Annotated in this window: 19 protein-coding genes; all 19 read right to left on the bottom strand. The window is 48.6% G+C overall.

The window, feature by feature from the left end:
* Window positions 1–66: 66 nt before the first annotated feature.
* The 19 genes from FPE01S_RS14360 to FPE01S_RS14265 all read right to left on the bottom strand — a co-directional run bounded on the left by FPE01S_RS14360 (window position 67) and on the right by FPE01S_RS14265 (window position 12,126).
* Entirely contained in the window at window positions 67–294 is a 228-nt protein-coding gene (locus FPE01S_RS14360; protein ID WP_072053995.1) for a helix-turn-helix transcriptional regulator, read from the bottom strand.
* 253 nt (window positions 295–547) lie between these two features.
* Window positions 548–1,237: a hypothetical protein gene (locus FPE01S_RS14355; protein ID WP_046369611.1), complete on the bottom strand. Its 690-nt coding sequence runs from the start codon at window positions 1,235–1,237 to the stop codon at window positions 548–550.
* Window positions 1,228–1,566, bottom strand: coding sequence for a hypothetical protein (locus FPE01S_RS14350; protein ID WP_046369610.1), 339 nt, complete (start codon window positions 1,564–1,566; stop codon window positions 1,228–1,230). The genes FPE01S_RS14355 and FPE01S_RS14350 overlap by 10 nt, the downstream gene beginning before the upstream one ends.
* A complete protein-coding gene (locus FPE01S_RS14345) occupies window positions 1,563–1,889 on the bottom strand; it encodes a helix-turn-helix domain-containing protein (RefSeq protein ID WP_046369609.1) in 327 nt (108 codons plus the stop codon). Before FPE01S_RS14345 ends, FPE01S_RS14350 begins: the two co-directional genes overlap by 4 nt.
* A gap of 30 nt (window positions 1,890–1,919) precedes the next feature.
* Window positions 1,920–2,312, bottom strand: coding sequence for a hypothetical protein (locus FPE01S_RS14340; RefSeq protein WP_046369608.1), 393 nt, complete (start codon window positions 2,310–2,312; stop codon window positions 1,920–1,922).
* On the bottom strand, window positions 2,312–2,794 hold the full coding sequence (locus FPE01S_RS14335; RefSeq protein WP_157474032.1) for a J domain-containing protein: 483 nt from the start codon (window positions 2,792–2,794) through the stop codon (window positions 2,312–2,314). The genes FPE01S_RS14340 and FPE01S_RS14335 overlap by 1 nt, the downstream gene beginning before the upstream one ends.
* A gap of 146 nt (window positions 2,795–2,940) precedes the next feature.
* Window positions 2,941–3,606, bottom strand: coding sequence for a hypothetical protein (locus FPE01S_RS14330; protein ID WP_046369607.1), 666 nt, complete (start codon window positions 3,604–3,606; stop codon window positions 2,941–2,943).
* 7 nt (window positions 3,607–3,613) lie between these two features.
* On the bottom strand, window positions 3,614–4,303 hold the full coding sequence (locus FPE01S_RS14325) for a hypothetical protein (RefSeq protein WP_157474031.1): 690 nt from the start codon (window positions 4,301–4,303) through the stop codon (window positions 3,614–3,616).
* A gap of 2 nt (window positions 4,304–4,305) precedes the next feature.
* Window positions 4,306–4,641 (bottom strand): hypothetical protein, encoded by a 336-nt coding sequence (locus FPE01S_RS14320; RefSeq protein WP_046369605.1) that lies wholly within the window; start codon window positions 4,639–4,641, stop codon window positions 4,306–4,308.
* Window positions 4,642–4,788: 147 nt separating this feature from the next.
* Window positions 4,789–6,300 carry a replicative DNA helicase gene (gene dnaB / locus FPE01S_RS14315; RefSeq protein WP_046369604.1) on the bottom strand — a complete coding sequence of 504 codons (1,512 nt, stop codon included), beginning with the start codon at window positions 6,298–6,300 and terminating at the stop codon, window positions 4,789–4,791.
* A gap of 2 nt (window positions 6,301–6,302) precedes the next feature.
* Window positions 6,303–7,064: a hypothetical protein gene (locus FPE01S_RS24960; RefSeq protein WP_052955794.1), complete on the bottom strand. Its 762-nt coding sequence runs from the start codon at window positions 7,062–7,064 to the stop codon at window positions 6,303–6,305.
* Complete coding sequence (locus FPE01S_RS14300) at window positions 7,048–7,260, bottom strand: hypothetical protein (RefSeq protein ID WP_046369603.1); 213 nt, start codon at window positions 7,258–7,260, stop codon at window positions 7,048–7,050. Before FPE01S_RS14300 ends, FPE01S_RS24960 begins: the two co-directional genes overlap by 17 nt.
* A 9-nt stretch (window positions 7,261–7,269) precedes the next feature.
* Complete coding sequence (locus FPE01S_RS14295) at window positions 7,270–7,668, bottom strand: hypothetical protein (protein WP_046369602.1); 399 nt, start codon at window positions 7,666–7,668, stop codon at window positions 7,270–7,272.
* On the bottom strand, window positions 7,665–8,465 hold the full coding sequence (locus tag FPE01S_RS14290) for a PRTRC system ThiF family protein (protein ID WP_046369601.1): 801 nt from the start codon (window positions 8,463–8,465) through the stop codon (window positions 7,665–7,667). The genes FPE01S_RS14295 and FPE01S_RS14290 overlap by 4 nt, the downstream gene beginning before the upstream one ends.
* Window positions 8,462–9,181 (bottom strand): hypothetical protein, encoded by a 720-nt coding sequence (locus FPE01S_RS14285; RefSeq protein WP_052955791.1) that lies wholly within the window; start codon window positions 9,179–9,181, stop codon window positions 8,462–8,464. The genes FPE01S_RS14290 and FPE01S_RS14285 overlap by 4 nt, the downstream gene beginning before the upstream one ends.
* A complete protein-coding gene (locus tag FPE01S_RS14280) occupies window positions 9,144–10,322 on the bottom strand; it encodes a hypothetical protein (protein WP_046369600.1) in 1,179 nt (392 codons plus the stop codon). The genes FPE01S_RS14285 and FPE01S_RS14280 overlap by 38 nt, the downstream gene beginning before the upstream one ends.
* Before the next feature lie 22 nt (window positions 10,323–10,344).
* Entirely contained in the window at window positions 10,345–10,566 is a 222-nt protein-coding gene (locus tag FPE01S_RS14275; RefSeq protein ID WP_046369599.1) for a PRTRC system protein C, read from the bottom strand.
* A gap of 18 nt (window positions 10,567–10,584) precedes the next feature.
* Entirely contained in the window at window positions 10,585–11,028 is a 444-nt protein-coding gene (locus tag FPE01S_RS14270) for a hypothetical protein (RefSeq protein ID WP_046369598.1), read from the bottom strand.
* Between the two features lie 9 nt (window positions 11,029–11,037).
* Window positions 11,038–12,126 carry a DNA polymerase III subunit beta gene (locus FPE01S_RS14265; RefSeq protein WP_046369597.1) on the bottom strand — a complete coding sequence of 363 codons (1,089 nt, stop codon included), beginning with the start codon at window positions 12,124–12,126 and terminating at the stop codon, window positions 11,038–11,040.
* Between the last annotated feature and the right edge of the window lie 836 nt (window positions 12,127–12,962).

Raw genomic sequence — 12,962 nt, 5'->3', positions numbered from 1 at the left:
GCCTATCTTTCACAAACAGTTGGGCCGTTCATTGCTAACGGCAATAGCAAAACGCTTTTCGATGCGTTAACGTGGGGAAGAAAAGTAATGAGGATCGAAAATAAAGTCGCTGAGATCGACTATACGGTACACTTCAATGATCTTCTCGAGTATTTCGAAAGATGGTTGCGCGTTCGACAGTTCATATGCAGCTACGCTTGCCCGGGAGATACCGATCAGTTCAGCTGCACGCTCCTGGGTATATCCCCAGGTTGTCCTGGCAATCCTCATATTTTCTCCAAATGGGGATTTCATGTCAACTGATTACGGAGATGGTTTCGCCGACTGGGATATTTACAACTGTCTCGGCCGCTGTGCCGTTTTCCCACCGGCAAATGGTTATGGAGACTTCTGGACTGCCAGGGCAAGTCTTGGTATCGGAAACTATTACTATCATAACCTGAATTTACAAATCCCGCGCCGCGTATTTAGGCCACCTGTGCCGCTTCTGGTGCTAATCCCGCCCCGTACGGAGCCGGTGCCGTATTTTCTGCGCAGGAACAATCTCTTAGTCACCGGTAGACCAGAAGGTTTCCGGCTCATCCAAAATTATCTTCGCCCCGGTAGCATAGAGCTTGAATATGAAGCCGTCAAAACCATGAAGTACACCATCAATCCTGACATCCCCGCGAATTTCTTTCCGGCTATACTTGTCACCGATAGCGAAAGAAAACACCTTGCCGTCCTTGCTGTCAGCGTACAGACGATATTTACAATCATACCACGACTTTTCTGTCTCATCAAAAATAATCGTGACTGTACCGTATTCAGACTTTTTCACTTCGCAGTAGATCTCGCCATCCTCATAGCCGTCCTTCCCCTCAAGGATCTCTTCGGAGATAAACTTGTGGATTATTTCCGATAATTTCCATTCCTGCTTTTCCAGCAAACCAACGTACGACCGGATCTGGTCAGCGATCGGGCCCTGAACATGCTTGAATAACGATGCATCAAGCTGCTCCTTTACCGTCCTGACAACAATTTCATTATAGTCAAGTACCGATAACCTTTCCAGGTCGATATCCAAGGCTTTATTGACAGCTTCCTTTAGCTTTTTTCCAAAATCCGACCAGGATCGGAGGGATTCTTCAATGACATCGTTTAGAGTCTTGGTGAGCTTTTCCCGGATAATTTTTTCAATGGTGCCGTTTTCAACCATTGTGTTCAGTTCGGTCTGAACTACAGCTTCTAATTGCATATTTGTTGATTTAACTGTTTCTCAATTTTTTTGACTGCCCAGGTCTCCGGCAGCTTGTGCCAGCATTCATCGAAAATGGTCCGGCGTCCACCATTATGGACGATATAGCCCGGGAATCTGAAGGTTTTATTATACCGGATCTTATGGCTAACAGTGATCATGGCGCGGGACGTATCCGGGATGGTCGCGACATTCCTGTCGTTACCATTCCAGAACTTCCAGGCGAATACCCTTACATGGTTCGTCTCCCCGTCGACGGTAGCCGGTTTATTCTGCGCCTGTACCTGGCACCCGGCAAGGAGGAGGAGGAATAGGGTGACACTTTTCATGGCTTAATTGTGTTTTTCTTTGAACGGAGAAATTCCAAATACTCCAAAAGCTGTTGTTGTTCTTCAGCGGTGATATTTTGGGTGTCACTGAAAGCCGGATGTTCGTCGATCAATCCAGCATAAAAAAGAACTTCGTCAAAGTCTATCCCCAAAAAAGAACACACCTTATACAGAATATTGACTGATGGTCGTTTAATCTTCCCGTTTTCCAATTGGCTCAGGTATGGATTGGATACCCCTGCACCTTCCTCGATCTGCCTTAAGGTAAGTCCTGCGGCTTCGCGTCGCTGTTTAAGGAATTCACCAAGTGTAATTTTTCTCATACCTCTCCATTTATTAGTGCGGCGCGGGCGTTACTTCGCAGCCTTCAATGATTCTAATGTGGTAAGCATTGCATCCAGCGCCTCCATCAGCCTTTTGTTCTCCTCGATCATTTCGGCTACTCTGGAAGGAATATCGCAGCCAAGTTTGAATGCAGGGGATTTTTGCGCAGCATCTAAAACTCTGTCCCACCTATGCTGAACAATAGTTGCCTCAGCTTTCCACCTCTCCAGTTCGATGCAGCGGGATAAAAGTTGTGTCGCGGCGGCAGCGAGCTTCGCATTTACATCAGCCTGATCGGAGCTTTCCTTATCTAAAAGGTTGGTTCCCTCGTAGAAAGGTTCATCGTGGATATTCCAGTAACCGCCGAACTCAACCGGGAACCAGGGTCCCGGCGTATGTCCTTCAAATTGTTTGTAGTCCATTATTCATATGTTTGAATTGCTCTATTAAATGCATCAACCAGCTCTTGAAAGGCGGCATCAGAGCCCCCTTGGTCCGGATGCCGTTCCTTGGCCAGCTTTCGATACTGAACGCGAACGATCTCACTATATTCGGGCCTGGACGAAAGCCCCAGGATTCCCCATATATCCTTTCCAGGGGTAGCCTCCGGAAGAGCGGTAAATCCAGTAAATGCCCTATCCAGGAACTCACTCACTCCCCAGCGCTCCATTCCGCGCAATGCCTCGATGCCTTTGCCAAGGGCATACATGTTTTCCCAGATTCTGAGATACTGATCCGCGCACATGGCTACCACTTTCCCTTTGTACTTGAAGTAGATGGCAACGCCGGGATCATCAATTCGTCGGTTGAGCTCATCGGCATACAAAAGGCCATCTTTCCTTACCCGCAGATTCGTTGATACAATCAGATCCTTGCCACCCAGGCGCTCAACTTCCATTCTCATGAACCGCTGAGCTTTATCGTAGGTCTGATCAAACCTTGACGATGCTCTCTGGCCGTTTGGCGTCCGTTTGTACCCGGTAGGCCAACAGAGGGGATACGTTTCAATAGTTTCGTTCATATATTGTCCCGACTGCCCGCCGGGAGGGGTTAAAATGATTCCGGTTTATCTGTTCTTTCGAATGATACCACCCATACCCACGGATTGCTATTCCAGGATTCTTCACCGTTGATGGATGTCCAAAGGATACTAAAGTGAGTTGCGTACACCTCCCTGATTCCCTTTGCGTCAAGACCATAAAGCGACATTTGTCGTACGTTTTGCCCGGCACCTTCCTTCCGAACATCTTCGGTGCTGATATCCTGCAACCGTTCTACACGTATATTGGTTACTTTCAGGAACAAACGGCAGGCCGAACGAGGCATGAACCTGGCAAGGCGCTTATGCCAAACCGAAGTAGATGGGTCTTTGTGATGTCGGCCTTTTCGAAAAGTTTCCGGCCGATTGTCGGAATATCTGATCTCACCATTGTCGGGAACAAACTTCCATTTCATCTTGCCGGTCTTGGTCTTTACACCTGGAACCTCCTTCCAGTGACCAATCTGATAAAACTCTTCCCGAACCCATAGAAAGTCACCTGGGTTGCCGTAAGGGCACAGTTCGTTCTTTGGAAGTGCCACATATTCTTTAACAAACCCGTCTCGATCCAACCATTCCAGGGCAGTGCCTTTCACCACTCTACGGGTTTGCGTTTTCCGTCCGTTCAGGATCGCCTGAACCATCGGCGTTGAAAAAAGTATCGGTGTCTGCTTCATTTTACGATTACGGGTTTGTTATCAATTGCGAATGTTTGAAGTAATATTTATCCAAAATGGTTTTCCACAGGTGCGGCGGATTCTTCCTTTTATGGAGGACCGGCCCGCGCCTTGTCACCAATGTTTCTGCTTCATCGACTTCAATCAGGCCGGCGTATGGAGGCACTTCATCCATACGGATCAGTCCTTTAGGAACAGCAAACATGAACCGGTGGGGTAAATGCATTTCATCGAACTGCCGGATCCGGATTGAGTGACACGGCGCCCGCAATTGAACTTTCTCATGTCGGATATCCGCCTGGTAGAACTCGTGAACAGGGGTCCATCTTCCTATTGGACCACGTCTGTATCCCCAATTCGATCCCTTCATATTAAGCACCCCTTTTTGAAAAGAACAAATAATATCACCAGCATAATCCCACCGGCCGAGATCATCGACAACATGGCTTTTCCCTGCCACCAGCGCCTGGTAGTATCGGTGTTTGGGCTTTTTAAAATCTGCAAAGAAGTCAGATCTGCTTATTTTCACTTCGCATTCTACAATCAATCCTGCCCTGGTCACACTGAAATAGTCGCTCTCCCAGCCTTCTTTTATGATGTACTGGTTGTACAGGTGGTAGCTGTTATCGGCAAACAAATTGCGCAGCTTTCTCTGAATATCGGCCTCCGTCATCGATGACTTATTATTAGGTTCCATGCTTAGTATTCCATCATTCCTTCACCGGTCTCTTTCTGAGCCACGAACTGTCGCTGCAGCTGTTCAATGATGTACTGTATATGCTCGTGGTCTTTCCACCAACCCTTTTCATGGCCCATGGCGATGTTAAGCGTCAGGCCCGAAAGCAATGCCTGCGTAATGGGCTTCAGGGCATCGCGCCGTGGCATCCCTCGGCCGTCCAGGTATACTGACCGGTCGAGGTTGCCTGAAACCTCCAGCCTGAGATCCGTGCTTTTGAGAATGGACGTCGGCGTCCCCTCTTCGTGCTCGAGGATTATTTTGCTGATCGCTGCGAAATGAAACTGCTGCTTTGGCATAAAATGAATTGTATTTTTGCGGCCTATGCCGCTATTTGATTTCTTAAAATGGGAACGGGAGCATATCCAGCCACATTGGCATTTAAGTCGCGAGATCTATTACAAATCGAGCACCTTTTATCAATTCCTGAAGGATATCTCTCGAGCTTAAAACGATATCTCATCGTCATCTTTTTCGTAAAAACTTCCCTGGCTGTTGCCGTATGGGCTAGATATAGGTTTCATGTTTGAATGCTGGCCGGAAGAAAATCTGCTCATTTCCTTCAGGTTCGTCCACTTCTGGATATTGCCGTGAAACTCACCCACGAAATCCATCAGAGAACCATTCCTGTGCTTTGCTATCTTCACCATTCCCTTGTTTTCCAGTTCCCTGTCGTCCATGATCTCCTTGTCCGATGGCCGGTAGAGAAATCCAACCAGGTCAGCATCCTGTTCGATCGCTCCTGATTCCCGTAAATCCGACAACTGAGGCTCACGGCTGGCCCGACTTTCAATCGCCCGACTCAGCTGGCTGAGGGCAATCAGAGGGACCTCCAGATCCTTCGCCAGGCGCTTCAATTCCCGGGATATTTTGGCGATCTCTCTTTCCCGGTTGTCACTTTTGTTGGTGTCGCCGGACATCAGCTGCAGGTAATCGATAATGATCAGACCGACATCGAACTTGTTTTTCATCCTCCTGGCTTTGGCCCTCAGTTCGAAAATGTTCAGGGCTGCTGAATCATCGATATAGATCGGCGCTTCGTGAAGCCGCTCGACACCGCGGTGATAGATCTGCGCCATATGGTGATCGTCCAACCGTCCGTTCTTTATCCGTTCCAAAAAGATTCCGCTTTCCGCTGAAAGGATCCGCTGCACCAGCTGTGATTCACTCATTTCGAGCGAGAACAATCCCACTCCCACAGGATCCGGTGCCATGGCAGCGTTTCTGGCCAGGTTCAATGCGAATGCGGTTTTCCCTACCGATGGCCGGGCAGCCAGGATAATCAAATCCGTTTTCTGCCACCCATTGGTGCACCGATCCACCTCCGGAAATCCGGACGTCACACCTGTAAGAGCCTCTGGCCGGTGGCGGATATCCTCCATCTGGTGAACCACCTTTACCAATCCGGAAGAAATTGGCCGGAAGTCAGTTTTTACAGTGGACGTACTCAGAGCCATGATATCGGTCTCCACACGATCAATCAGGTCAAACACATCCACAGCGTCATCGTAACCATCACCCACAAACTGGCCACCCAGTCGGATCACTTCCCGCTTCATGTACATTTCCAGGACGATCCGGCAGTGCGCCTCCAGGTTTGCAGAGGAAACAACCGTATTTGTCAGCTTCGTCACGTAATAGGGCCCGCCAACCATTTCAAGCTGCTCTTGCTTTCTCAGCTGCTCAGTAACCGTCATGATGTCGATCGGCACGCTCTTCTGAGCCAGGTTCTGCATTGCCCGGAAGATCAGCTCATGCGCATTCACATAAAATCGATCGGGCTGCAGGATTTCGGAAACCGTATCAAATGCGCGGCTTTCCAGCATGATCGCACCAAGGATAGCTTCTTCCAGGTCCTTCGCTTGTGGTGGAACTTTCCCGTAAACCATCGTGGTGAGATCAACCGATCCGGCGGGTCTCCTGTCCTTCCTGCTTTTATTTATGTTCGTCAGATCCATAATCAGTTCGCCTTGCTGGCAGCCTTAATTTTTTCGTTGATCGTCAGCCCGTCCACTGGTCTTTCTGATTTCCCCCGGTTGAAACTTGCGTCCCGTTCCTCCCATTTGATCAGGCGAAGCTTTAGCTCCCAGGTACGTTCCTGCTCCCATCGCATTTTCGATCGCGATTTATTGGGCTCGCGCCAGTAGTCATAAAACTTCCTGATCATTTCCTTTCCGTAGGTCTGTACATAGCTGGCCAGCTCAACATAGAATTCCTGTTCCCTGTCTTCTAAACTTTTTCCTTTGAGCATGGGCGGTTTATCCGCCACTTTCTCTTCTCTTCTACTTCTCTTCCCTTCTACTTCTCTTCCGACATTTTGTAATTTGTTGCTGCCAGTTGCCGCATGTTGCTGCACTTCGCCGCCATCCGCCGCCGATTCCTCCATAACTCCATGAGGATCAGGATACCGGCTTTTTTTGGTACGCATTCTTTGACCAAATCGCTCTATCAGGAGATAATTTTTCTCATCGACCGTGTACTGCCTTACGAGCCCCGCGTTGACACACTCAGTCATCCACTTGACTACGTCCGATTCTGACACCTTTTCGATTTTAAGGGGATACAGTGCGACTCTCAGGACCGACGGCCTCGCGTCGTATCTACCGTAGTCGTCAGCTACATGCATTAGCCTTCTGAAAAATACCTCTGCAGGGAACGAAAGTTTGTTGACCCTGTCGCTGGTCAATATTGCGTTCCTGATCAGCCTAGCTTCTGTTGCCATTAAAGAGATCCGTTTGGTTGGGTTTCTGGATTGGAATTTCCTGGGATAATAGGGCATCAACTTCACGCTCCAGTTTCTTTGCCGCCCGGAGATCGTCGCTTACCCGAAGGTTGAACCAATTGATCTGGTGTTTGCGCATCCGGCGGACTTTGTCCACGAGCGTTTCGTACTTCTGTTGAACTGATTGGTGTGCCATAACTACCGATTATGATGGTATCAGAATTCCCCAGAATTTGGTTTTGTCACCACTCATCACGGTGGGCTGGCCAGCAATTAGATATGAAACCCCGATGTCATCTTTCAGGTTCATAGCCTTTTTAAATGCGCCGATGAACGTTGCATGGTTGAACCCGCAGGTTTTCTTGTCACTCATCAGACGGACCTGGTATCCGTGACTGGGATCCTTAAAGATGTACCAGTTTTCTTTGGCTTCCTGATCCTGGGCAATTGAGATCTTATCGCCATCCTTAATACCGATAAGCTGACAAGCTGCCTCGTTTATCCGGATGGCTCCTTTCGTGCTCAGGTTGATCCTGGCGAGCCTTGTACCACCAGCGCCCCTAACCTTCGGTAGCGTCTGTTCTGTGAAATACTTCAACTTCATTTTTTGGATTTTGATTTTTTTATGGAATAATTGAACGAATCAATCCTCATGGGAGTAACCAGGAAGCTTTCCAGGTTGATGTAGCAGCCATGGTAAGTCAGCATACCCTCCCGGAATAACTTCCAGATCAGGTTGGCGCCGAATTGTGCCAGCGTGCTGTTTATGAAGAGATCCTGCCGGCTGATCGCCTGGGCAACTGAGCAGCTGGGGCCCTGATCTGCTTCCTTGATCTTCTTGATATCGGGAAACCGCTGAATCACATTTGGTAATTGATTAACGGTGGGCTGGTCGCTTTTCGGTTGCTTGATGGAAGTAACAGTTCCAAGCACGACCTGCCCGGTCTTCTGAAGGTTGCCGATATCCAACCAATAATGTGGCCGGTCAAGTGGCTCACATGGTCCCTGTTTGCCGGTAATTGTCTCCGCAAGCATTACCCTTCCTAAAGCAGAATCAATGCAGCTGATGGTGATATTGGCTCTATATTGCCCGGAAAAATTTTCCGGATGTCCTTCCCATTCATAGCCGAAGAACCGGTTGATCCGGGTTGTAAGTACTACAGCCTTATTCATGCCGAGGTCTGCAGGGGAAAACAGCTGCCTGCCTATATTGGAAGCCGAAACCGTGTCACTATCAAAGCTCCTGACATGAATGCCCGGGTGGCCGATCGCCAGCAGTGTTTCGTTGATCCTGGCCAGCGCCGTCAGCATTTGGGATCCGGTACCGCCAAGACCTACCAGGTTAATGGTGACCTTGTGCTGCGGATTGAGCAGGTAGGGGTGCGTATAGTGTACGGTCATGGCAGCAGATCCTCCAGTGTGTTTTTAATTGGTAACAGTTCACCCAGGTCAGACCATTTGGTTTCTGAGCCAATGAGCTGTCTCCAGATCAGGTTGACATTCGTTTTGGTTGGGTTTTCAGAGCCGGCCAGGTGCGTGAATTCGCTCAGCCAGAACATATCTTCCCAGTATTTTAGCAGTGCCGCGATCGTATTTGTTTCGGGCTTCTTAGCTTTTGCACTGCCCAGGCATACATCACCGCTCCCGGAAACATTGTGGAAAGGCGCACGCAGCAGCTGTGTTTTTTCGGTTGGCCGTGACCCATCATCTTCCCAGGCAAATACTTCCATTTGCCTTTTATGAACGTGGTAGATCATCGGTGGCACCCAGGCCTCGCCGGAAGGTATGTGGAGCTTCTCCGCAAAGAACAGCTGCCTTTTCTCGGCTGGCCGGTACCAGATAAGTTCGTGGCCGCCACCACTCAGTTGTTGGAAATGGAGCATATTATGCGGCAGAAGGCCCGATATTTCGCTCCTTTGCTGCCGTTCCTGGTAGAACACATCCACTAACCCGTCAATAGTTTCCTGCTTCAGCGGCCTGCCTTCCAGAATCCTACCCTTTGTGTCCACCTCGTGGCTTTCCAGGTAGGCATCCATCCAGCTGCCGGTAGGGGCATATACCGCAATCAGCAGTTGCGGGTTAAAAGTCTTCATCAGCGCGTCCGTCCGTTGGTTCATACTTTGATTTGAATATTACCAGTAACTCTTTTGCTCTGTCCATGAAATTTGCCAAGCGCATAGGCCACGACTTTCGATCGTCACAGTGAAGGATATCTTCCAGTTTTAGGTTCTGATCAATGACCAATCTTATTTCCGGCTCTTCCAATCCTTCATTGGCCATTGAATTGAGATATTCCTCGTAGTCGTCAAAAACAGGATCAGCGTACTTCCACACCACACAGTACTGCAGATCCAGTTGCAGGTAATACCCGTCATAGCCTTCCTTTTCCATCCTGTCCATATTCCGGTATTCGGCAAGGGATCTTCCTTCCATCAGGAGTTCACAGCCCTGGCAGATCACATTGGCCACTTCCGGGCAGCTTCTGAACCTACGGGCCTGTTGCTGCAGCTTCTTTAGATTTACCTTTTTTATGTTCAGAATCTTCCTGCCAAAGTGATCTGGAGCGCCGGCATTATACTCGTTGAGTGCAAGTGTCAGTTCATCCAGGTCTTCGTACTCCTCCGGATCTGCCCACATTTCTTCAACCCTATCACGCAGGTTGAATAAATCATCCTGAAAGTCTGTCTGCCAGTTGCCGATCGCTGCAACGCGGACCATCGCAGACAGAAACTGAAGAAAGTATCCGAGCAACTTTGGATTTTCCTGTTCCAGGATCCTGATAATCGGCCCCGCTTCAAATATGTTCCAGCTGTCGTTTAATTCACAGGTGAAGTAGATTACTACCAGGTATTTATCACCCTCCTTCTCCACGTTTACCTCCCACCGGGACGGCAGCATCTTCTTTATTTCCGTAAGGCAGAAATGAATGCTGTTTTCAATGCTCAATCCTATAGCTGCTGGATTGATCCGAATCCTTTCTGCATTCCGGATGAACTTCATCTGCCGGTACGCATCAAAAACAGCCTGGTAGATCAACATGGCATCTTCGCCATCAGCATCCCTGTGCTGGCCATTGAAGAATACGACCGGTCCCGGCACCGGCTTCAGGATCAGGGAATGAAAGGAATCTGCGATGACGGCAGCTGCCGGCGATCCTGCTTCTCTTCTCCCGCCATTAGCCGTCCGTTTCGTTTTTCTTCCTGAAACAGATGCGCCAGTTCGCGGTGCAGATCTCTTATGTTTAATTTTCGCCGGCATGGTTTGGTTTCCTTGGAATTTTTCATCCTTTGGTACCTATGGTTGTTTTGAATTCATAAACAGCGTTATCGCATTCCACCTTGGGTCCATCAATGGTGGCAGTCGTGAGTTCCGGGTATTGGGTACTGTAAAACTGTACCGTTTCTTCCAGGGTAAATGCCGGGTTAGCATCAGCCAGGGTGATCATTTTGCCATCTTTCTTGAATTTGAAGCTGCGCTTCAGGTTGGTTACCTCGAGTGCCATTGGTATTGAATTGTTGGGTTAAAAAAGGGATGGGGTTTCAACTTTTGGTTTCAGTTCCTCTGTAGGTGGTTGATCACCTTCCGAATCAGTATCGCTGTCCTTGGGCTCTGCCTTTGCCGCCTTCTTCATTGCCTGCTTCTTGGCAGTTGACTTCTTTTCAACAGGCTGCTTTTTGGCTGGTGCTGATTTCCCGGTACCGTTATCATCACCCGAATCGCTTGCGGTTTCTGGGCCTTCCGATACTGTCAGGCCTTTGGCAGCTTCGAGCATCGGAGTAATTGCTGCAAAGAAGCCTTCGTCCAGATCAGCTGGGGTACCGGAGATATTGACCGGTTTGATCTTACCATCCTTAGCGCCAACGTGCGGCAGAACGGTCATGGTGATTATGCCGGCCTTTTCTTTCATCCGTATGGTAAGATCAAGGCCAGGAGCTGCTTCAAAAAGTGACTGAAAAAAGTTCATATAAAAGTTTTAATCATTGATTTTGTATGGTACAAGAAGACTTAAATAACCAGCATCCTCAGTACTGGAGATCAGCACAGGCGAGGCAGGCTTTTCGATATGAAGGGAGATCTCACCAAAGTCTACCTGCTTTAAAAGTGTCAACATGCTTTTTGGGTTGATTGCTACTTGATCAACCGTACCGGTGTAGTCACCCGTGATATCTATCAAAATTTTGCGATCGAGATCTTGATCAAAGGTTTCAAAGTAGATCGTCTGCGTCTCTTTGCCGCGGGTGAGAAAAACTGTAGTGAGCGTGCTACTGCTCAAAGAAGACTTTTCCAGAGCTTCGACTAACACCGACCTTTCCAGAGTGAGATTTGCCTTGAAGTCTGGAATAACAACCTTGTAATCTGGGAATTTATCTTCATGTCGAGTAGCGATAACGGTCATGTGGCTGCTTTTAAATGCGATCTGTTTTTTATGCCAGAACACCTCAGCCTCAGCAAATCCCTCCAACACTTTGGCAACTTTAGGGGTGATTAGCAGTTGATCGACGTTTGCCGACTCGACGGCGGCCACTTTTGTGAAAAGCATCGTTGCGTTGGTGCTGGCAATCGTAAGGCTCTCAGCTTTGATATCCAGGCAAGCCTTCATCATTGCTGGCCGATTCTCGTCACTGGAGACAGTATCCATCGCACGCCCCAACCAAAACAGCAACTCATTATTCAGGATGGTCCTGTTCTTTTTTGGAATGTCTGGCACTGCCGGGTAGAGCTCAGCACCTTCGAAGCCCCCAATTTCAAAAAGATCGTGCTCAGCTCTAAGCGCTACCCTTGAGGTTTCAACCTCAATTGCTATCGGCTGAACTTTAAGGATTCCCACGATCTTACTGACGAATTCGAAGGGAAGCAGGAACTGAAAACTTTCCTTTGCTTCCACTTCAAGAACCAGCTTGATTGTCAGCTCCAGATCGCTGCTGATCATCTCCATATGACCCTCAGAAACTTTACACAGTACGTTCTGGAGGACGGGCATGACGGATTTTTTACTGATGGCCTGGGAAAGTTTTTTCAGGCCAGCTTTCAGCGCGTCAGAGCTGAGAATCACCTTTTGCATGCAGTTGATTTTTATAAAGTTTTTTGACAGTTGAATTACCATGTACTTGCCGGATAGCGGTACGGTTCAACGTGACCCTACCCTTCTTGTCTTCCTTCATCAGGTGCCAGATTGCGGTTGCAGTTTTGGTCCGAGCATAGCCAACAGGGTTCATTCGACCCTGGAATATTTTGTAGGCAACGGCGCCGCGATGATTTCGGGAAAGGATCATAAACCTGTCCTTCGCCAACAGTTGGTCTACTAGTTTTATCTGGCTGGATGTCATAATTTGCTGATATCTTGGTTTCCTAATCTGCTGTCGCTAAACCCGCGTTCTTTTGCCATAGCTGGATCCTGCTCGATCTTGCAGTGACATGACCTACATACCGATAACCAGGTCGCGGTCACGAGAAAGAATATTCCCCGTCCCCGTTTATGGTGGATATCCGTTGCAGCATGGGTGCAGCCTGGCAATTTTGCCATGCAAACCGGAAACAACCTTTTGAAAGTCCTGGCGAGTATGCTGTATTGCTTATTTAGGCTTACCCTCTTTTTGCTGACCGGCGGTATCCCGGCAGCCTGCTTCCAGCAGTACTGATGGATTTTGCAGTAGCCGTGGGAGAAAACCGGAAATCGACAATGTTCATGCTTACAAGTTGCTGCCATAGGAATTGGTCGTTAAAAAAGGGATGTTTGTTCTTTATGATGAATGGGCGCGGATTTTAACTTTTGTTTCTTGGAACTATCTAGCGCCTGGACTTCCACTCTCTTTGGCTTGTCTTCTGACCATGGGAACCGAAAGCCATCCGCCGTTTCCAGAATCAGAACCTGATCCCCCGATACAGCTGGCGACACGG

Origin of the sequence: Flavihumibacter petaseus NBRC 106054, from assembly GCF_000974785.1 — a bacterium.
In the GTDB taxonomy this organism is placed as follows: Bacteria; Bacteroidota; Bacteroidia; order Chitinophagales; family Chitinophagaceae; genus Flavihumibacter; species Flavihumibacter petaseus.
Note: the sequence above shows the minus strand (reverse complement) of the source record. Positions and strands in the feature narration are given on the sequence as shown.